15 protein-coding genes are annotated in these 20,526 nt (G+C 54.5%); 11 read left to right on the plus strand and 4 right to left on the minus strand.

The window, feature by feature from the left end:
* Positions 1–52 precede the first annotated feature (52 nt).
* Positions 53–7,063: an excinuclease ABC subunit UvrA gene (gene uvrA / locus C5Y83_RS18430; RefSeq protein WP_105331225.1), complete on the plus strand. Its 7,011-nt coding sequence runs from the start codon at positions 53–55 to the stop codon at positions 7,061–7,063.
* Positions 7,064–7,400: 337 nt separating this feature from the next.
* Positions 7,401–7,781, plus strand: a complete 381-nt coding sequence (locus C5Y83_RS18435; protein ID WP_105331226.1) for a CoA-binding protein — start codon at positions 7,401–7,403, stop codon at positions 7,779–7,781.
* A gap of 125 nt (positions 7,782–7,906) precedes the next feature.
* On the opposite strand, the gene C5Y83_RS18440 is transcribed toward C5Y83_RS18435, so the two are convergent.
* Positions 7,907–9,400 carry a hypothetical protein gene (locus tag C5Y83_RS18440; RefSeq protein ID WP_199195071.1) on the minus strand — a complete coding sequence of 498 codons (1,494 nt, stop codon included), beginning with the start codon at positions 9,398–9,400 and terminating at the stop codon, positions 7,907–7,909.
* Between the two features lie 655 nt (positions 9,401–10,055).
* On the opposite strand from C5Y83_RS18440, the gene C5Y83_RS18450 reads away from it, so the two are divergent.
* The 4 genes from C5Y83_RS18450 (at position 10,056) to C5Y83_RS18465 (ending at position 13,122) form a co-directional block, all read left to right on the plus strand.
* A complete protein-coding gene (locus C5Y83_RS18450; protein WP_105331228.1) occupies positions 10,056–10,604 on the plus strand; it encodes a hypothetical protein in 549 nt (182 codons plus the stop codon).
* 246 nt (positions 10,605–10,850) lie between these two features.
* Positions 10,851–11,051 (plus strand): sulfur carrier protein ThiS, encoded by a 201-nt coding sequence (thiS, locus tag C5Y83_RS18455; protein WP_105331907.1) that lies wholly within the window; start codon positions 10,851–10,853, stop codon positions 11,049–11,051.
* On the plus strand, positions 11,051–11,893 hold the full coding sequence (locus tag C5Y83_RS18460; RefSeq protein WP_105331229.1) for a thiazole synthase: 843 nt from the start codon (positions 11,051–11,053) through the stop codon (positions 11,891–11,893). Before thiS ends, C5Y83_RS18460 begins: the two co-directional genes overlap by 1 nt.
* 38 nt (positions 11,894–11,931) lie before the next feature.
* On the plus strand, positions 11,932–13,122 hold the full coding sequence (locus C5Y83_RS18465; protein WP_105331230.1) for an FIST N-terminal domain-containing protein: 1,191 nt from the start codon (positions 11,932–11,934) through the stop codon (positions 13,120–13,122).
* Positions 13,123–13,169: 47 nt separating this feature from the next.
* Here the strand turns inward: C5Y83_RS18465 and C5Y83_RS18470 are convergent, their stop codons facing one another.
* Positions 13,170–13,988, minus strand: coding sequence for an AraC family transcriptional regulator (locus tag C5Y83_RS18470; protein WP_105331231.1), 819 nt, complete (start codon positions 13,986–13,988; stop codon positions 13,170–13,172).
* A gap of 104 nt (positions 13,989–14,092) precedes the next feature.
* On the opposite strand from C5Y83_RS18470, the gene C5Y83_RS18475 reads away from it, so the two are divergent.
* The gene (locus tag C5Y83_RS18475; RefSeq protein WP_105331232.1) at positions 14,093–15,139 is read left to right on the plus strand and encodes a DMT family transporter; all 1,047 of its coding nucleotides are present in this window, start codon (positions 14,093–14,095) and stop codon (positions 15,137–15,139) included.
* On the opposite strand, the gene C5Y83_RS18480 is transcribed toward C5Y83_RS18475, so the two are convergent.
* Entirely contained in the window at positions 15,119–15,556 is a 438-nt protein-coding gene (locus tag C5Y83_RS18480; protein ID WP_146117824.1) for a hypothetical protein, read from the minus strand. The genes C5Y83_RS18475 and C5Y83_RS18480 overlap by 21 nt on opposite strands.
* A 171-nt stretch (positions 15,557–15,727) precedes the next feature.
* On the opposite strand from C5Y83_RS18480, the gene C5Y83_RS18485 reads away from it, so the two are divergent.
* The 4 genes from C5Y83_RS18485 (at position 15,728) to C5Y83_RS18500 (ending at position 19,614) form a co-directional block, all read left to right on the plus strand.
* Positions 15,728–16,168: a response regulator gene (locus C5Y83_RS18485; RefSeq protein ID WP_105331234.1), complete on the plus strand. Its 441-nt coding sequence runs from the start codon at positions 15,728–15,730 to the stop codon at positions 16,166–16,168.
* A gap of 191 nt (positions 16,169–16,359) precedes the next feature.
* Positions 16,360–18,318, plus strand: a complete 1,959-nt coding sequence (locus C5Y83_RS18490) for a tetratricopeptide repeat protein (protein ID WP_105331235.1) — start codon at positions 16,360–16,362, stop codon at positions 18,316–18,318.
* Positions 18,315–18,773: a DUF2752 domain-containing protein gene (locus tag C5Y83_RS18495; RefSeq protein WP_105331236.1), complete on the plus strand. Its 459-nt coding sequence runs from the start codon at positions 18,315–18,317 to the stop codon at positions 18,771–18,773. Before C5Y83_RS18490 ends, C5Y83_RS18495 begins: the two co-directional genes overlap by 4 nt.
* A 40-nt stretch (positions 18,774–18,813) precedes the next feature.
* Positions 18,814–19,614, plus strand: coding sequence for an alpha/beta fold hydrolase (locus tag C5Y83_RS18500; protein ID WP_105331237.1), 801 nt, complete (start codon positions 18,814–18,816; stop codon positions 19,612–19,614).
* 36 nt (positions 19,615–19,650) lie between these two features.
* Here C5Y83_RS18500 and C5Y83_RS18505 read toward each other — a convergent pair whose 3' ends face one another.
* Positions 19,651–20,193, minus strand: coding sequence for a DUF2617 family protein (locus tag C5Y83_RS18505; RefSeq protein ID WP_105331238.1), 543 nt, complete (start codon positions 20,191–20,193; stop codon positions 19,651–19,653).
* Positions 20,194–20,526 lie beyond the last annotated feature (333 nt).

A 20,526-nucleotide genomic window follows, 5' to 3' on the forward strand; every position in this document is an offset into this window, starting at 1 on the left:
TCGATGGATTCGATTCTATTTCGTCGCGATGAGAACCCACGGATGTCTTTCCATGCCGGTTGCCGATATCGAAGTCAAAGGGGCCCGCGAACACAATCTGCGCGACGTCACGCTGACGTTACCCCGCAACAAACTGATCTGCCTGACTGGGGTCAGTGGTAGCGGAAAAAGTTCGCTCGCTTTCGATACTATCTACGCGGAAGGGCAACGGCGTTATGTCGAAAGCCTGTCTAGCTATGCGCGGCAGTTCATGGGGCAGATGCCCAAACCTGACGTCGACTTCATCGGCGGTCTAACGCCCAGCATCTCGATCTCGCAGAAGACAACCAGCAACAATCCTCGTAGTACGGTCGGCACGATCACCGAGATTTACGACTACTTGCGCGTGATCTTCTCGCGAGTGGGGCAAGGATTCTGCAGCGAGTGCGGTAAGAAGCTGACGGCCCAAACACGGGAACAGATACTCGAACGTATCATCCAGCAAGAGGAAGGGACCGCATTCTCGGTGCTAGCCCCGCTGGTTCGTGGGCAGAAGGGTGAATTCAAGGATCTGTTCATCGATCTCTTGAAACAAGGATTCGTCCGAGCTCGTGTCGACGGCGAGATCATCCAGCTCAACGACGAATTGCAGCTCGATCGCCAAATGCGGCACAACATCGAGTTGGTGATCGATCGCTTGACCATCAAGGAAGGTATCCGTGGTCGCCTGGCCGAAGCCGTAGAACTGGCGCTCAAGATGGGGGAAGGCAGCCTCATCGTGGCACCCCGCAATGAAGATGCCCCGGAAGACGCCGCGCCCAAGAAGCGAGCCAAGAGTCGCCGCAGCAAGACCGCCGTGGCAGGGGACATGATGTTCTCGGTCGATTATGCCTGCGTCGATTGTGGGATCTCCTACTCACCGCCGACGCCGCAGTTGTTCAGTTTTAACTCGCCTCAAGGGATGTGCCCGACCTGCGATGGTCTGGGCAAAGTCTACACGTTCGATCCAGAACTGTTGGTCCCAGATGTGACGCTGTCGTTCAAGCAAGGGGCGATCGAACTGCTGGGCAAGTGGAAAGAGCTCGGCCGTTGGAAGCGACACATCTACCAGGGTGTCGCCGATACGATGGAGCGCAAATACAACCTTGGCAAAGGCGCTTTGCTGGAAACCGCCTGGCGAGATATGCTGAAGGAGCACCACGATTATCTGCTGTGGGGTACTGGCGACGAGCACATCACGTTCACCTGGCGTGGTGGCAACAGCCCGCAAATGTACGGCGGCACGTACGGCGGGATTGTACCTGACTTGCTTGAAAAGTACCGTAATACGAACTCCAAGCCGCAGCAGAGGCAGCTAGAGAAGTACATGGCAACGGTTATCTGCCCGCAATGCCATGGCGAGCGTCTCAATCCGCAGGCTCGTAGCGTGAAAGTGACCACGTCGAACAAACAATTCGGCGATCATAAGGCGCTCTCGCTTCCAGAGGTCAGCCAGCTGTCGATTCAAGAAGCACGCGACTTCTTCGAGGAGCTCGACCTCGACACACTTTCACAAAAGATCGCGGAAGAAGCAATTAAGGAAGTTCGCGGACGGCTTGGCTTCTTGCAAAACGTTGGTCTCGAATACCTAACGCTCGATCGAACCGCGCCCACGCTTAGCGGTGGTGAATCGCAACGAATTCGACTCGCCGGGCAAATCGGCTGTGGCCTAGTCGGCGTGACTTACATCCTGGACGAACCGTCGATCGGTTTGCATCCTCGTGACAACGACCGCTTGCTGGCTACCCTCAACGACCTGCGTGATCTGGGCAACACGGTTCTCGTGGTCGAGCACGACGAAGATACCATGCGCGTCGCCGACCATATTATCGACTTCGGACCTGGGGCCGGGGTGCGCGGTGGGTACGTCGTCGCTCAGGGAACCGCCAAACAGCTGGAAGCTGCCGAAGAAAGCGTCACCGGACGCTTCCTTTCCGGGAAAGATAAGATCGATATCCCTGAGCAGCGACGACCGATCGGGGAAAAGAAGATCCGTATCGTCGGTGCCGCCCAGAACAACTTGAAGAATATCACCGCTGAGATTCCCCTCGGTGGTTTTGTCTGCATCACTGGGGCCAGTGGTAGCGGTAAGAGTTCGCTGATCAACGGTATTTTAGTCGAAGCGTTACGACGCGATCTTAACGGTGGCTTGGGTGAACCTGGCGAGCATGAGCGAATTGAAGGGATCGAACATCTCGACAAGATGATCGCCATCGATCAATCGCCGATTGGCCGCACACCTCGTAGCAATCCAGCGACTTACATCAAGGTATTCGACGAAATTCGCGATCTGTTCGCGCAGCTGCCTGAGTCTCGAATGCGAGGCTATAAACCGGGCCGATTCAGCTTTAACGTCGACGGCGGCCGCTGCAGTGCTTGTGAAGGGAACGGCGCTAACAAACTGGAAATGGACTTCCTCGCCGATATTTGGGTCACCTGTCCCGTCTGCGAAGGGCACCGTTTCAACCGCGAAACACTGGAGATCCTCTTCAAAGGCAAATCGATCGCCGACATCCTGGAAATGGATGTTCAAGACGCGCTGAAGACATTTGAAAACGTCCCCAAGGTCGCCCAGAAACTGCAAACCCTGCACGATGTTGGGCTCGATTACATCAAGCTTGGTCAGCCATCTCCGACCCTTTCTGGTGGTGAAGCCCAGCGCATCAAGCTGGCCAAAGAACTTTCCAAACGCAGCACTGGCAAAACGCTGTACTTGTTAGACGAACCAACCACCGGTCTGCACTTCGCCGACACGAAGATGCTGCTGAAGGTGTTGCACAACTTTGCCGATGCCGGCAACACGGTCTTGGTGGTTGAACACAACTTGGACGTCATTAAGACGGCCGATTGGGTCGTCGATCTTGGTCCCGATGGTGGCGTCAACGGTGGAACGATCGTCGCTCAAGGGACACCGGAAGATGTCGCCGCGGTCAAAGAATCTCATACAGGGCAAGCACTCGAACCTCTCTTGAAGGGAGAGACAAGCCGCGCCGTGGCCGAGATCAAACGGGCTGCTCGCGAGTCGCAACAGACGACAAAGGCCCAAGCCAAGCGAATTGACGTTCGCGGCGCGAAGATGCACAACTTGAAGGACGTGAGCGTTGGCATCGATCGCGACAAGATGACCGTCTTCTGCGGACCAAGTGGTAGCGGTAAGAGCTCGCTGGCCATGGATACGATCTACGCGGAAGGACAGCGTCGCTATGTCGAAAGCTTGAGCGCATACGCTCGACAGTTCGTCGGGCAAATGCAGAAGCCAAAGGTCGATCATATCGAGGGGCTTTCGCCGGCGATCGCGATCGAGCAGAAAAACCTCGGCAAGTCGCCACGCTCGACCGTCGGTACTGTGACGGAGATCTACGACTATCTTCGCGTACTAATGAGCCGATTGGGTGAGCCCCATTGTCCCGATTGCGATGTCCCCATCAAGACGCAAACCTCGACCCAGATCACCGATAAGGTGCTGCAAGAAGAGGAGGGGACGAAATTGTTCCTCCTGGCGCCTCGACATCTCGATACGGGGCAGCAATATTCCGACTTATGGGAAGAATTACGAGCCGCCGGCTATCAGCGAATTCGCGTCGATGGAGTCGTCCACACGCTTGATCGACCGCCGAAGATTGACCGTCGCCGCAAGCATGATGTCGAGGTCGTCGTCGACCGAATTGCTGTTCGCGCCGATGCTCGACCACGTATCGCAGACAGCGTCGAGATCGCGCTCAGCCAATCAGGCGGTGTTCTGGTAATTGCCTACGCCGAAGAAGGCGTTCCAGAAGCACACTGGCGAACCAAACGTTTGAGTCAGAAGCTATCGTGCGAATCGTGCGATCGAAGCTTCGAGCCTCTTTCGCCACACAACTTCTCGTTCAACAGCTACCTTGGCTGGTGCCCTGATTGCGAAGGGTTGGGTACGCAAACCGGTGCCGATCCAACGGCGTTGCTTAGCGATCCGAAACGGAGTCTGGCCGAGGGTGCGTTGCGGCTGTGGCCCGATTTGAAAACCGCCACCGCGCGGAAGATGTTGGACGCGATTTGTACCAAAAACAAGATCCCCAGCGACGTTCCGTTCGAACAGCTCGGGGCTCGCCAGCGACGCATTATCTTGCATGGCACCGGCGACACCACCTATGAAGTTTTTGCCGACGAGAAGAAAACGCAGCTTGAGTTCCGTTTTCAATTCAAGGGTTTATATCCTGCACTCGAGGACGCGTCGCGACTCAGCCCGGCGTTCCGGGGTCAATTGGAGTCGCTGGTCGCAGAAGTGGAATGCACGACCTGCGATGGCTCGCGTTTACGAGACGATGCCTCGGCCGTTCGCTTCCGTAAGAAGACGATGCGTGACATCACAAGTATGCCACTTGCCGAACTACTCGAATTCTTCCAATCGGCAAAGCTCAAGAAACGGGAACAAAAGATCGCTGGCGAAATCGTTCGAGAAATCGAAGGACGTGTCGAGTTCCTGTTGGACGTCGGCCTGGAATACCTTTCGTTAAAACGTACAGCGCCGACCCTTTCCGCTGGTGAAGCTCAGCGTATTCGTTTGGCCAGCCAATTGGGTAGCGGTCTGTGCGGTGTACTATATGTACTCGACGAACCAACGATCGGACTCCATCCCCGCGACAATCGCCGACTTCTAAAGGCGCTCCATCGCCTCCGTGATCTGGGCAATACGTTGCTGGTGGTCGAACACGATCAGGAAGTGATTGAAGGAAGCGATCGGCTGATCGACTTCGGCCCGGAAGCTGGCCGCAACGGGGGTACGATCGTCGCGGAAGGTACGCCGAAACAAATCGCGAAGTCATCGACTTCGGTCACGGGACCTTTCATCTCAGGCAAGCAGGCCATCTTCGCCCCAACCAATCGTCGGATGATGTCGATCTCGGCCAATACCGATGAAGACGTCATCTCCGATTTCAGTAGCCCCAGTGGCGAATGGCTCGAGGTCGTAGGGGCCAGTCACCGAAATCTGCGAAACGTCAACGTTCAGATTCCACTCGGCGCTTTCGTCGCCATTGGCGGTCCGAGTGGTTCCGGTAAGAGCACATTGGTTCAGGATATTCTTTACAACACGCTTGCACGGCGACTTCATCGGGCGTCAACAATTCCTGGTGCCCACGATGCTCTTCGCGGTATCGAGAACGTCAACAAAGTGATTCGCGTCGATCAACAGCCGATCGGCAACAGCCCGAGCTCGAATCCGGCAACTTACACCGGCGTGTTTGACTTGATCCGCGACTTGTTCGCGCAACTTCCTGACGCCAAACTGCGCGGCTACACGTCGCGTCGCTTCAGCTTCAACGTTGAGGGGGGACGCTGCGAGGACTGCTCTGGCATGGGGCAGAAGTGTATCGAGATGCACTTCCTCCCAGACGTCTGGGTCACCTGCGAAACTTGCGACGGCAAACGCTACAACGAAGAAACCTTGGCCGTTAAATTCCACGGCAAGTCGATCTCCGAAGTGCTTGAGATGTCGTGTGGTCAGGCCGTCCAGCTGTTCGAGAACATCCCCAAGATTCGCCGCATTCTACAGACGCTATGCGATGTGGGCCTCGACTACGTCACTCTTGGACAATCGGCTCCGACCCTTTCCGGTGGTGAAGCTCAACGTGTGAAGCTGGCCAGCGAGTTGGCTCGGCCAGATACCGGTCGCACGCTTTACCTGCTCGACGAACCATCGACCGGGCTTCACTTCGAGGATCTGAAGAAGCTGCTCGACGTGTTTAACCGACTTGTCGACCTCGGCAACACGGTGATCGTGATTGAGCACAACTTGGACATTCTGAAGCAATCCGATTGGCTCATCGAAATGGGGCCCGAAGCTGGCCAAGCTGGCGGTCAAGTCGTCACCGTGGGAACACCGGAAGACGTCGTCGCTTACGCCAAAGGCTTTCAGAAGCTGGCCAAAAAGCAGAAGAGCGAAGAGTCGACATTGGTCGACGAGAAGGGAATGACCTGGCTTCGCAGCCATACCGGCGAAGCGTTGGCACCGATCTTGGAAGCGGCACCTCGCGAAGAACGAAAGCTGTACGATCCCAATGCGGTCGATGCCGAACGAGAAGGGGACCTCGATATCGACGATGTTGGCGCGCAGATTCAAATGCCGTGGGAAATCGACGGTCGCCGCTGGCACACCAAGGAACGGGTTGGACGCGACGGCCAGCCGTGTAACTGGGAAGGTAAGGTGCTCGCCGAAGTGGTTGACCGAATCCAGGCAACCGACTGCTTCAGCGACCCCAATTGGAACTCGCGCACCATCGTGGAGATCGCTGCCAAGAAGAAATCGGATGGTTGGTTCTTCCACGCGATCACTGGTGAAAGCTGGTTGCTGAAGATGAAGTTCCGCGTGATGAAGGGGACTTTCAACAAGTACGAGCTTCCGCAAGAGCTTGATCTGAAAACACTCAACCAACTCGACGAATTACCGATCTACAGCAACGATCCACGCGTCAAAGTCAAAAACCTGCGTGGTCCATTCCAGGAGATCGAGATCCGGGCCCATAGCTGGTCCGAGATCAACAAGCCGGAATTCTGGAAGTTTGTCGACGACGCGATCGTCGGATTCCAGAAATATGAGGCGACCGTGAGCAACGATGTCGAAAGCCACATGCCCTGGAAAAAGCTGGGCGAGAAGTGGCACCTATCTCGCAAAGGTTTCCCGCCGGGCAAAAAAGTTGCCTGGGATCAAACTGTGCTCGAAGAAGTAATCGAACTGCTCAAGGACGTTGCCCCACAAGGCGAGATCTTATGGAACAATCAGATGCTGATCAACATGATGATCCCTGGGAAGCGTTCTGCTTGGGCAGTGGTTTCGACCAAGAAACCAGAGCATGTTCGCCTAGAGCTGAAGTCATCCCAAGCGTCCACTACGCAGGGAAGAGTCGCCGAATTAGGTCACGAACCTGACGTCGACCACTCGCGCGGCAGCGAAGAAGTCGTCCGCCTCCACTTCCGCAGCGAGTCGGATTTGCGCAAAGGCGATTTGCGGGCGTTCCTGGAAGAGAAGTTAGCCGGCGAATCGAACTCCGGCCAACGTTCGCTCCTTTAACGCGAGATTAACAATGCGTTGATTCCCATTGAACCTTCGCATCTCCTCGGTGGGAAAATAGAATTCGATGACTTACACTTCGGCCTGCTATTCCATTCGAGCCGGCTTGGAAAATTAATTGTGCAATCTAGTAATACCGGTCAGCGATTGATCGATCTTCGTAACTTGGTTCGTGCATTCATGGTGCGCTGATTTTCCCGTGTTTTCGCCTCCAAAATCGGCATTTGACGTCATTCGGGAAACCGCTATTAATTGAGTATCTAGGGCGGTCGTAAGCCAGTCTCTTCTGGCACAGGTTCTTTCCGATCCTTCCTAACAACTTAGGAGAAGATGCGATATGACGAAGCCAACTGTGGCGATTCTGGGAGCGAGTGCTGAGCGTTCTAAGTATGGGAACAAATCAGTTCGAGCCCATCTGCAAAACGGGTACGATGTTTTTCCCGTAAACCCCAAGGGTGGGCAGATCGAGGGCTTGAAGGTCTACACTTCGCTACACGACATCCCGGTCGAACAGTTGGATCGCATCAGCGTTTATGTTCCGCCGCAAGTGGGCATGAAGATGGTCGGTTCCATTGCCTCGAAACCGGCGAAGCAGGTCTTCTTCAACCCTGGCAGCGAAAGCGAAGAACTACTAGAAGCCGCGCGGCAACGCGGTATCGACCCAATCCAAGCTTGCAGCATTGTGGACGTAGGGGTGACGCCTGCTATGATGGACTAACCAACATGGTTCCTCCTTTGGGAAACCGCAGAAGGTGGCCGAGAAACGGACTCTCAGCCACCTTCATTTTTTTGCGCTCAGCGAAAGGTAGAACACTCACAGAATGCATCCACCTCGGCGAATACTTACGCCGCCTGCTTTTCTTCATCGGAAGAAGGTGCCCCTGGAGTGGTTCGCTTAAACCAGCCCTCACCAATCACGCGTAGGGCGACACGATCTTCTAAATTCGGACGGAAGATCGTCAGCAGCATCAACGGCATGTACCACGCGATATAGGTCGTCCCATCGTTGGCGTGCCAGAACTGGGCAGCCACCATCAAACCGGCCGTGCAACTAAGCAGCGTTCCTAAGTTCTTTTGAGCTGGCCAGATCGCGAAGGCAATCGACATCACCGCGAAGGCAGCCAGTACCGGAATGCGATAGGCATTGGAGTTGAAATAGTAATTCCAGAAGCCTGTGTAACCTTCGTCGCGCGGTAGCCACAAGCCAAACATGGCACGGAATTGATGCATATAAGATTCGAAGTCGGAAGACGTGAATACCAGCGAAAGCGCCAAGAGCACCAGCGTCGAGACCACGCCAATTAAGAAGCGTCCACGCCCCCGTTCCCAGTAATAGCTGAACCAGAGCGGCAGCAGGAACAAAGGATAGTACAGCGTTCCGATGGCGAACCCCATGAACACGCCCGATAACAGTGGGGTGCGATAGAAGTAAATCGCCCAAACCAGCATCGCGGCTGGCAGGACGTGATCGATTCGCCCTGTGTTCACGGCGGCGTAAGGGAGCAGGAAGTAGAACATCGCTGCTCCTACCCCCATGCGGATACTGTCGAAATGACGATAACCAACCAGAACCATCCCGGCCAACAAAGCGATATTCGCCAGAATCGCCATCACCTTCGCGACAACGATTGTGATCTTGTCACGGGTCTCTAGGTCGGTCGATTCTGGCTGCGCCATACGGTAGGTTGGAATTCGGGGCACCATCAGCAACATTCGGTAGCCAGGTCCGTAATGCCGCAGCGACTCTTCGACTTCTTTGGGAGAACTCTTTGATGCCTCGCGTACCCCACGTAAATCGGCATCCGATGGACGCCCTACGACGATGTTGGTCATCAAGAAGATGAATAGCGCGCAAGTGATGAATACCATCCCGCCGATTGTGAGATTCGGTTCCAGCATCGGTCGACGCACCATCGTGGGATCTATAAATAAACGAATACAGATCAATCCACTGACGCAGAAAAGCCAAACGTAGCCAGCCTTCTCCAGCGTGCGGCCAATTTGCAGCAATTCCTGCCGCGATGGTTTCTCGGGGTCTTCCTCGACTGGTGGCGCAGCCTCTGGCGCCAGCGCAACCTCGGCGTCACCATCTAATTTGGGAATCAACGGCGAAACATCGGCAGCTACGGCCGGAACTACCGTGGCACGATCAATGCTTTGCTGACCGAAATAGACCATCAAGAGCCCAGGAGCCAGCGAGATGATCAAAAGAACGTCCAGATTGCGGACACTCCAGACTCGGTTGAACTTGAAGTACAGACCGATCACCAGCAGCGACGACAGGTAAGCCCAAGTCGTCGGGTTGACGCTTTCGTACTGAAATAGAATTTCGCGCATCGGCCGACTGGAGTCTGGTGCGACGTTGCTCCCCATCCCCGAAGCTCATGTCCCTGAAAGAAGTATTCATCCCCGTCGCCTCGTCTACGCGATCAAATGCGTGCGATTTGGCGGACGCCCTGTCAGGCAAGCAACTCAACGGCACTGGAGCGAATCAATTTGATTCCGGCAGTCGAGGAAATTGGGAAGACCGTCTTTCAGAGGGGTAGGCTGGATGGGAATTTGTCAACGTTCATTATCAACGATTCGAATGGTAGTTTCCAAGCCCAGCCGATGATTCTTGGCCGGCGTATGACAAGAACTTCGACTACCACGCGAAGTGATCATAACTTCAAGAAGAATACGCATTTCCGTTAAAAACACAAGCACCAAAATACCTTCACAGACTCGTCACTGGGCTGAAATTTGATCCGGAAATGGTCACCACCACTGCGAACATCGGCTTGCCACAAACTTATCTCTGGTACGTTAGGGAGAAAGCACGTACGATGTCGGGTGGTTAGGGCACTGACGCCCACTTTAGGTAAGATCCGCCCCAACAAGCGTGTCGCTTCAGGGCAAACCAACCAACGTGGGCAGGATTTTGCTCGTAACGGATTACCTTCGGGCCATCCAATTCGTCCCCTTTGCTGGATACCTCTTGAGGAACTATTTCATGAAGGTCGATTCGACAACACGTTTCTGGTTGGCAAGTTTCGGGGTGGGAAGCGTCATGACGGCGTTCGCGATCCTGGGAATGACCGTCGGCCTCAACTGGCAGAGCCCGGCCAGAGTAATCCCGGTCAACGCAAGCACCGCTGCCACAAGCGAAACGATGTGTGCCGCCACCGGTCGCGTTGATGAGGAAATGGAAGGCCTCTTCACGCTGGATGCCCTCACCGGTGACCTTCAATGTGCCGTCATCAACAGCCAAACCGCGAAATTCGCAGGTCTTTTCCGTACCAATGTCGTCAACGACTTGGGACTGGATGCGACGAAAAAGCCCTCTTATCTATTACTAACAGGAAATGCCGCTTTCCGTGCGACGACAGGCAACTCGCGTCCGGCGGACTGCGTGGCATACGTGGTGGATTCTACGAGCGGGCGTTTCGCAGCCTATGGACTCGGTTGGAATCGAAACATTTCGGCTCGTGGTGCCCAACAGTCCGGCGCTTTGGTGCTACTAGATAAGGGAACTGCACGAAACGTCGTCATTCGCGACTAATCCACAGCCAGGTAGTTATTCGGCATATACTCGGTCCATCGGTCATTAGTGGGCTGTATGGAACAATCGAGCCTCTCGAAGCCCGCGGCTTTGCCAGCGGGCTTTTTCTATCTAGATTCCCAGAATTCCCCGAGGAAAACAGGATCGACGGTAATTCAGCCGGTTGTCGAGAGAAAGCCTCCCGTCGTAAACTTGAACTGTCGCGAATCTGTTTTGATTCGCCTGAAATCTGTTGGTTGGATTTGCATGAAGATTTGTATCAACGAAGAGTCACGCGAGGTGCCTGATGGGGCAACTGTGGCCGATATCGTCGAGACCCTCTCGATCAATCCCAAATTCGTGGCCGTCGAAGTCAACTTAGAGCTTATTCCGCGTGACGAGCACGCCACACATATGTTGGCTGACGGGGATCAATTGGAAGTTGTCACCCTCGTAGGAGGTGGTTAATGAGTCTCGCCGAAACGAGTACCTCCGATGCCCCGCTTGTCTTGGGCACGCATACGCTACGAAGCCGCTTGATTGTCGGTACGGGAAAATACGACACGCTTGATTTGATGCGGCAATCGCTTGATGCATCAGGCAGCGAGTGCGTTACGGTCGCGGTTCGTCGTGAACGCCTTTATGATCCAACCGGTCGCAACTTGTTGGACTACATCGACTTCCACCGCTATACACTGCTGCCTAACACGGCCGGTTGTTACAACGCCCGCGATGCGGTGCGAACCGCCAAGCTCGGTCGCGAGATTCTCCTTGGTCTAGAAAATCCAGGAGCAGATTGGGTCAAGCTGGAAGTGTTGGCCGACACAAAGACATTGCTTCCCGATCCGGTCGAGACCCTGCTGGCATGCGAGCAACTCGTCGAGCTTGGTTTTCAAGTGCTCTGCTATACGACCGATGATCCAGTAATCGCCAAACGCCTGAAGCAAGTCGGTGCGACCGCCGTGATGCCTGCCGGAAGCCCGATTGGCTCGGGGCAGGGGATCTTGAACCCGAACAACATCCGCATCTGTCTTGAATACCTGAAAGGGGAAGATCCCGACTATCCGGTGATTGTCGACGCTGGTGTTGGCACGGCGAGCGACGTGGCATTTGCGATGGAACTTGGCGTGGATGGCGTGCTGCTGAATACAGCAATCGCTCACGCCAAGGATCCGGTTCGGATGGCTCACGCTATGCGTCATGCTACCGAAGCAGGTCGACTCGCCTACCACTCGGGACGAATCCCGCGTCGTTTGTACGCATCGGCAAGCAGCCCGGAAGATGGCGTGATTGGACGCACGGCAACTTAGTTTTCTGCTAGAAGTCTCTCCAGCCCCATAGGTTGATCATGCCCAAGCCGCAACCGAAGTTTGCCGCGGCACTATCCGTTCGTGACACCACTGAAGACGCATTGGCAGAGGTCATTCGCCAAGCTCTGGACGATCTCGCTGCGCCGGTTGATCTGGCGATGGTCTTCCTTTCGCCTCACCATGCGCAGCACGTGGAAACGGTCGCCAAAGAGTTGACGCGTCTGCTGGGCACAAGCAACGTCATCGGGTGCACTGGCGAATCGATCATCGGAGAATCTCGCGAAGCGGAAGACACACCGGCAATTAGTTTGTGGCTGGCTCACCTGCCGGAAACGACCATCGTCCCGATGCACTTAGAGTTCCAGCGTACCGCCGACGGAGGAAGTATCGTCGGTTGGTCCGATCAACTTCCCAACACTTGGCCAGCCGATGCGGCATCGCTGGTCTTGGCAGAACCGTTTAGTTTTCCGACGGATTTACTGCTAGAACGAATTAACGAAGACCATCCCGGCATGCCAGTCATCGGTGGCATGTCGAGCGGCAGTTACCAGCCAGGCGAGAATCGCCTGATCATGGGAGACAAAGTTCTCGAGTCGGGCGGGGTATTCGTCTATGTCCAAGGCAACGTTCGTATTCGCTCGGTAGTCTCGCAAGGCTGTCGACCGATTGGCGATCCATTCGTAATTACTAAAGCAGAGCGAAACGTCGTCTACGAGTTGGGTGGCCATCCGGCGCTGCAGCAAGTCGAGGCGATCTTCAAGACCTTGCCGGTTAAAGACCAACAGCTTGTCAGTCGTGGACTTCATATCGGCCGTGTTGTTGACGAATACCAGTCGGATCGCAGTCAGGGCGACTTCATCGTTCGTAACGTCGTGGGCATCGAAAAGGAGTCCGGCGCACTGATGATCGGCGACTACGTAAAGCCAGGGCAGACGGTTCAGTTCCATGTTCGAGACGAGTTCTCCGCGTCGGCCGAACTAAAGCAACTCTTCGCAGAGCTCAAGAAAGACGGCTGCCAGGCTGCCTCCGTGCTTACGTTTACCTGCAACGGACGAGGCACCAAGTTATTCAGTCAGCCGCATCACGACGCGACATGTGTGACCAACGCGTTCGGTAAGATTCCCAACGCAGGCTTCTTCGCCGCTGGCGAAATCGGCCCCGTCGCTGGACGTAATTTTCTGCACGGTTTTACCGCCAGCGTCGCCGTAATGGAAGCGTCTGCGGAATAGCCAGTCGCGTTGACCGGTGCCCAGCGATTCATGAGCATTGTCGAGCTTCACATCGGCTCGTTGGTCTGAGGCATTTTTGTGGCTACGAATCGCTTCGGGCTCGTACCCGTCAAACGGCGGAACATCGCAATGAACGACGACGATGTTCCGTATCCCAGGTCCAATGCGACCGATTCAACGCTGTGCCCGCCTTGAAGAAGTGGCAGGGCGCGGACAATCTTCAAACGCTGTCGCCACTCGGTTAAAGACATCCCTAGTTCCAACTGACAATGTCGCATGAGCGTTCTTTTGCTCATGTCGAAATCTGCAGCAAGCTGATCGAGCGAACGATTATCTGCGGGGTCGTTTCTGAGCTCCTGTAGTAAGGCATCCAAATCAGGATTGCTGGTGGCCGGGACATAGCTGCCGGTGATCTGGCAATTGGCCAGTTGATCGACCAAGACGCGAAGAAGCCTTTGCCGCTCGGACTGATTATTGTCGGCTGGGTTATCTCGCAGGAAATCGAGTATTGCTTGAACGAGTGGGGTAACGACCACTACGCAAAGTTCGTCTGGCATCGGCTTGCAGTACTTGCGTGAGATGTACAGCGAACAGTGAACCGTCTCGTTGTGATTAAAGCTGGTGTGCTCAGTCCCTGCGGGAATCCACAGGCCCAAATGAGGCGGTGCCAGGAAAAGATCGTCGCCCGCTTGGACCTCGGTGATACCACTATACGAATAAACAAATTCGCTCCATGGGTGACGCATCACCGGATACGCCCCACGAGCTGGCATGTGCTCTGTCCGAAAGTAAATCGGCGCTGGCATCTTGTCGGCAAATGGAGGATGTCGAACGTGATCGATCTGCTTCGTTCTCTTCTTTTTCATACGATTGGCACTCCTTCACGACCCATTGGCCATTTTGCGCTATATGTCGTGAAGTGGCAATCAATACACTAGATCATGCTCGACTAGAAACAAGGAATAAGAGAATGAGAAAGCAAGTCGACGCCATGGCCACGGCTATTATGATGCTGCTGTGTTTGACATGGGGTCTGCAACAATCGGCCATCAAAGCGGTATCGGGCGAGATGGCGCCTCTTTTACAAATCGCCGTCCGCTCCGGAGGAAGTGCCGCATTGGTCTGGTTAGTAAGTCGTTACCTCTTTCGAGACCAGTGGCTCAACGGTGTCGCTTGGCGGTCAGGCTTGGTTGTTGCGTTGTTGTTCTCTGGCGAGTTCCTCTTAGTTGCCGTAGGCCTGCGTTGGACGACGGCGTCGCATATGGCGATGTTCCTCTACACATCTCCTTTGTTCGCGGCAATCGGTTTGCACTTGGTTCGCCCGGAAGAACGACTGAACCTGTGGCAGTGGCTGGGAGTTTTGATTGCTTTCGGCGGTATCGTACTCACCTTCTCCGCGCCACAAGAGGTAACCACAGCCAGTCCCACAGCACCCAATATGCTCTTGGGTGACTTCATGGGACTCTGTGCAGGAGCGGCCTGGGGGCTCACGACGGTGGTCCTGAGGACGAGTCGTCTGAACGATGCTCCTGCAGCACAAACGCTTTACTATCAGCTCGCTGGAGCATTCCTTGCGTCAATCGTTGTTGCCTTAGTCACGGGAAAGATGGGCATCACCATCACGCCACTCCTCGTTATGAGCCTTAGCTTTCAAACCATCGTCGTGGCGTTTATGAGCTACTTGGTTTGGTTCTGGCTCCTGCGACATTATTTAGCGAGCCGTTTAGGTGTCTTATCATTAATGACACCGCTTTTTGGCATTGCGTTTGGAGCCATCTTACTTCGGGAACCGCTCACCTGGGCGTTTCTCGCTGGCGGATCTTTTGTGCTTGGCGGGTTGGTGCTGGTCAGCCGCGGCAAGGGCCGAGGCACATTCAAAGTGGTCGACGACTGCCAGGAGAAGGCTGTTAATGTACAGCCGGCGATTGAAGTGGTATCTGCTTGTCGCTCGGCAACCGGCGTCGAACGAGGGTCGTTTGCTAGCAACCAAGAAGATCTAGCGAAGACTACGCTTTAGCATTTCGAGTTCAAGTTCCATCAAGCGAACCTTGTCTTGGTGGAACCGCTGGAGAAGTGCTTTTTCTTCATTCAGATTCTTGAGTTCTTCCTCTGCTTCGACGTGAGCGACTTTGACGAACTCTAACTGTCCAAAAAGTGGGCCCGAGTATTTGAACTTGGTGAACTGTTCATACTCGTTCAGTTGTCGCTCCAGCGACTCGATCCGGGCCTTGGCCACTTTGATCTTCGAATCGAGTAGGCGTCGCTGAAGCGGGTACTCTTGTCCTTCGTAAAGCTTGATCCGCAATTGGGCCGCTTCGATTTCAGGAGATACTTGCTGCGACGGTGCGGCCTGGGCGACCAGACAGACTACGAAAAGCATCTTTAGAACAACGATACAAACGGTCGGGATGCGGACCAGCAGGCGGTAATTCACGGCGAAAGATCCTGAAAAGAGCGTCAAGGTGTTACTTTCCAGCCTAATTACCGGCCAAGAAAGCTCAACTGCTTGCGGTAACCCAAGCTCTATCAGCCGTTTCCGTAAATCGAATGCCGCCCTATAATCTCCCTAATTGAATCGCCACCGCGGGAGTTGCCGAGGAAAACCATGTCGGAAACGTATAAAATTCTGATCGCCGACGACAATCAATCGAATGTCGAACTACTGGAGGCCTACCTGGCCAACATCGATTGCGATACTGAAATCGCCGTCAACGGCCAAGATACGCTCGACAAAGTGGCCAGTTTCAAGCCAGATTTGATTTTGCTCGACGTGATGATGCCCAAATTGAGCGGTTTCGAGGTGTGCAAGCAGCTCAAAGCCGACCCGGCGACGAAGGGCATCATGATTCTGATGGTCACCGCGTTAAACGAGCTTGGCGATATCGAACGGGCTGTATCGGCCGGAACAGACGATTTCCTATCGAAGCCGGTCAACCGAATCGAGCTGACGAAACGCGTCGAAAACATGCTTCGCTTGAAAAACGTCGAGAATGAGAACGAACGGCTTCGTCAGTACATCGAACAGATGGAGAACAGCCGAGCTTAGCTCGGTGTACTGCGAGAGCGTCTCAAAGCTTATTGCCCCTCTCCCGGGAGGGGCTCATTGCCAACAAAGGCGGAATCACCCCCACTGGTTTCTCACTTGATTCTCCGCCACGGAAACTCTTGCCTTGTTTCTCGCGCAACTCAAGGAGTATCCTAGAGGGGGTGCTTGTTTGTTTTGGCGAGGATTGATCGATGCCTTGGAATAACCGGCTTTGCCGATTGAACGCTGCGGTCTGCCTATTTCTGATTGGTTCGCTGACCGCTTCATCGGTCCATGCGCAATCGACCACGCCTGCAACGCCGCAGGTCGATCAACTTATCAAACAGCTCGGCGACCCCAACTTCATGGTGCGTGAACGAGCACAAACCGAACTCGCTCGGATGGGCGTCACGGCATTCGACCAGTTGTTTGGCGCGATGCGAGATAACGATCTCGAAGTTGCTCGCAGAGCTCAGTACCTCATCCGTAGTGTCGAGATTGAATGGACACGACCTGAGTTCTCGGAAGAGGTGAACTCGTATCTGAATCGCTATGGCAACTTAAACACCGACAACCGCCGCAGCCGCATCGGGGAATTGGGGCGTCTACATTCGATCGATGCCCTGAGCGCGCTATGCCGCATCAGCCGTTATGACGTTTCGGAAGCCATCTCAAAAGAAGCTGCCCTTGCTGCCGCGATTCAATTCCAAGGTGCCCAAGGGGAAGAGAAGGAAAACATCGCTAAGGTCATCACCGAGCGAATAGGGGATAGTCCGCGTACCGGGCCAAGCTGGCTGAAGATCTTCCGCAAGAGTTTGGATCAACCAGAGGAAGCCGCTAAACAGTGGCAAGTGCAAGTCGATAAAGAAATCGACCTATTCACGACGCGGCCCGCTCTCACTAGTCAGCAAACGGTCTTAGACCTCGTCCGGTGGCAAGTCGATCAGCTTCGCTCGGACGGACAACAGGAAGAAGCCCTCGCCGCAATGCGTGACGTGATCCGGATCAGCACAAAGTTCTCGGAGAGTGAACTAATCGATCTGACGACGTGGTTTCTCGATCGGAAGGGGCCTTCGGTTGTCTCGGAATTGGCCGCGATGCATGCTGAAAAGCATCCTGTTCCTGACGACAAAGTCATGGGCGGTCCCTTCGGCGATAATCCTTCGCTACTTTACCTTCTCGCCGAAGCGGAGCTGGTTCAAAACAATATTGAACTTGCCAATCAATATGCCGATGCCGCATTGGCGTTGTTCCCCGAATCGTTTGATAGCCACTACCTGACGGCGCAGTCGCTTCAGGAACGTGGCTGTTTCCGTTGGAGCCGCAACGAGTATCAGTACGTGATTGATAGCAATCCGATCGATGATCGGGTTGGAATCTTCGCACGCGTGCAATACGCAGAAATGGAGCACGATCACGGCGACTCGAAGCGAGCTATGGAAATCATGTGGCCGTGGGTGGAAGTGGCGGAAAAGAAGGGCTCCGGCAATCGCGATCCATTCGGGGGCCGCGAACTCGACGAAGTTAACGGTGCATCTCTAGCTCGGGCCTATCTGTTCCGCGCTTCCTACCGAGAAAAGCAAGGCAAGTTCAAGGAAGCTCAAGAGGATCTCTTGAAAGCGCTGAAGCACGACGAAGACGAAGCAGACGTGCTGATCGCAGCCTATCGACTCGGCAAGAAAGATGAGATGTGGCGAACCAAGGCCAAGGAACACATTGATCACACCATCGCGTTCTACAAGCCGTATATCGAGCGTTTCCAGAAACAGTACGAGTTCTTCAAAGAGAACCGCCGTGGTGACGACATCATGGGCGCTCAGTCAAGCCAGATGGCCCGCTATTGCAACCAATATGCTTGGCTTGTGGGCAATACCTATGGCGACTTCGATCACGCGATCGCGGCTAGCAAGCTTTCCCTCGACTTGCAGCCTGGCAACGGCGCCTATCTCGACACCCTAGCGCACTGCTATGCCGCGAAAGGGGACTGGGAGCAAGCCTATAAATGCCAACGTCAGGCCGTTCAGCAGATGCCACATTCCGGCATGGTTCGTCTAAAGTATCTTGAGTTCGCCGAGCAATGTAAGAAGCACAAGATCGAAATCCAACCACTCGATCTACCGTCCAGCCCAGACACCCATTTCCCCGATTTCATGAAAGACGGAGGAAAGTGAGTTCGTCGCTTGTGACGCCGCTGCCTGACGAACCGGTACAGCCGCGACGATGGGCGTTTCACGTGCTAATGCTGGCGATATCGTTGCCGGTGATTGGACTCTCGTTTCTGCTTTACCTCGATGGTCCGACGCATGTCGTGATCCCCTGGTTCGATATGCCGCTGCCGCCGAGTTGTGGTATGCAGCGAGTCCTTGGACTCGATTGCCCTGGCTGTGGTCTGACACGTAGCTTCATTGCGTTGGCCCATGGTGACCTTAACGCTTCGCTAGCGTTTAATCCCGGCGGGTTCCTGGTCTTCGGCTTAGCACTATTTCAGATCCCATATCGAATTGCCCAGCTGTACCGAGTTTGGTTGGGAGAAAAACCTTGGGATCTGACAACGATGTCACTATGGTTCTGGTCGTTGATTGGCGTCGTACTGATCTTCCAGTGGGTTGTCAAAATGGTTCTGTGACTTTCCAACGTTGCGTGCCACACCTCGAAAGATAATAGACATGGATCATACACTCACCATTGGCGACACTCGGTTCTTCGTTCGCACGGAAGGGAAAGGAAGCCCCTTGCTCTTGGTCCATGGTTTTCCGTTGGATCATCACATGTGGGACGCAGTGATCCCTCAACTGGCCGCCAAGCATCTGGTCATTGCACCCGACCTACGAGGTTTCGGTAAGTCAGAGGGGCACGTTGAAATTGCCCCAATGGAGTTGCTGGCCGACGACTTGGCTTCGCTTCTCAATGCCCTTGAGGTTACCGCCCCCATCACATTTTGCGGGCTTAGCATGGGAGGTTACATCGGCTGGCAGATGTGGCGGCGCCACTCCGATCGACTCGCCCGATTGATTCAACTCGACACGCGGGCCGCCGCCGACAGCGAAGTACAGGCGCGAGCACGAGGCGTAAATGCAGAACATGTACTTGCTAACGGAATGAGCGAAGTCCCTCAAGCGATGCTGCCCAAGCTGCTTAGCGAAAAGACCATTGAAAACCAGCCCCAGGTTGCCGATTCGCTACGGGATATTATTTTGCGACAAGACCCTCGCGCTGCGGCCGCAGCTCAACGAGGCATGGCGCAACGTCCCGATGTTACCAACTGGCTTCCTGAAATCTCGCTACCCACGCTAGTACTCTGCGGAAGCGACGACGGCATCAGTCCTCCGGCTGAGATGCAAGCATTCGCCAAAAGGATTCCAGGTGCCCAATTTCTCGAGATTCCAAACGCCGGACACATGGTCCCAATGGAAGATCCCAACGCGACTGTGGAAGCCATACTGGAATTTTCCAGTCGAGCAAATTAGCAGGCAGACGCCTAACCGCAAAAGCAACTTGCAGCGTTAGCCGGGAAGGCGGAAATAGGTTTCCGTTTTAACGATTGCATTGTCGTCGGGAAACGTATGAAACGCCTGGATAAAGACACTGCGGTTGCGTGTTTCAGCATTCATGTAGCTAACCGCACCCAAATTCATGCGGCCACTGGAATCGAACTCGTGAACAAGCCCAACCTTGCGATCATCGTTGCAGAGCTCCCGCTGACACATTCGAAACAGCTTGTTCGAGACCCCTTCCAGCTGGAAGGTGGTTTGATAGCGGATGCCACCATGGCACTCAAACTGATCGCCCCGTCGGCCTTTAATCTGGTAGGCCATGATTCGACGCTTAGTTGGTAGCGATTGATGCGCCGATGTGCAGACTTCCGTGAGCGTTAGTCCTTCGTGCCGCCAAGTGAGAACGTGGCCGCAATTGGTGATATCCATCTTCAGAGTGTACCCTCCCCGCTCGACTGTTCGCGACTGAAAGGTTTCGAACAATTCGGGGTGAAGTGGCCTCGTGTATAACTGGAAGGCCAGCTCGGCAACTCTGGGACGAATAGATAGCAACGAGAACTCCTTCTAAAAGCAATTCGGCCGAGATCCTCCTGACCTCGACGGTCTTTGACAAGCGATGATTAAGCCATCATCTCTCAAGCATACTTCGCATGTCCGACCTTGATTATAAACGGGTCGCAAATTCCCGAGGAATACTGTTTTTTGCGATGCCTGAAATTGATTATTTACCGCACGTTTTTTTTCGCAAGGACTTGACTTTGCACATTCGGCTGGCGTCCACTCGGCAACAAATCGCGAAATAGGAATCTCAGTTTGCCCTATTCTTGCTCGTGTGGGAATGTCAAGTTTTTTGCGGTTTGGAAGTGCGACAGCTTGCTATCGGAA

The sequence above is a fragment of the Blastopirellula marina genome, from assembly GCF_002967765.1.
Classification (GTDB): domain Bacteria; phylum Planctomycetota; class Planctomycetia; order Pirellulales; family Pirellulaceae; genus Bremerella; species Bremerella marina_A.

Bases quoted from the DNA above. Each gene is read 5' to 3' on its own strand.
- thiS (WP_105331907.1), top strand. From the start codon at position 10,851: ATGAAGATTTGTATCAACGAAGAGTCACGCGAGGTGCCTGATGGGGCA.
- C5Y83_RS18440 (WP_199195071.1), bottom strand. From the start codon at position 9,400: ATGCGCGAAATTCTATTTCAGTACGAAAGCGTCAACCCGACGACTTGG.
- C5Y83_RS18465 (WP_105331230.1), top strand. From the start codon at position 11,932: ATGCCCAAGCCGCAACCGAAGTTTGCCGCGGCACTATCCGTTCGTGAC.
- C5Y83_RS18490 (WP_105331235.1), top strand. From the start codon at position 16,360: ATGCCTTGGAATAACCGGCTTTGCCGATTGAACGCTGCGGTCTGCCTA.
- C5Y83_RS18485 (WP_105331234.1), top strand. From the start codon at position 15,728: ATGTCGGAAACGTATAAAATTCTGATCGCCGACGACAATCAATCGAAT.
- C5Y83_RS18450 (WP_105331228.1), top strand. From the start codon at position 10,056: ATGAAGGTCGATTCGACAACACGTTTCTGGTTGGCAAGTTTCGGGGTG.
- C5Y83_RS18435 (WP_105331226.1), top strand. From the start codon at position 7,401: ATGACGAAGCCAACTGTGGCGATTCTGGGAGCGAGTGCTGAGCGTTCT.
- C5Y83_RS18475 (WP_105331232.1), top strand. From the start codon at position 14,093: ATGAGAAAGCAAGTCGACGCCATGGCCACGGCTATTATGATGCTGCTG.
- C5Y83_RS18500 (WP_105331237.1), top strand. From the start codon at position 18,814: ATGGATCATACACTCACCATTGGCGACACTCGGTTCTTCGTTCGCACG.
- uvrA (WP_105331225.1), top strand. From the start codon at position 53: ATGCCGGTTGCCGATATCGAAGTCAAAGGGGCCCGCGAACACAATCTG.
- C5Y83_RS18460 (WP_105331229.1), top strand. From the start codon at position 11,051: ATGAGTCTCGCCGAAACGAGTACCTCCGATGCCCCGCTTGTCTTGGGC.
- C5Y83_RS18470 (WP_105331231.1), bottom strand. From the start codon at position 13,988: ATGAAAAAGAAGAGAACGAAGCAGATCGATCACGTTCGACATCCTCCA.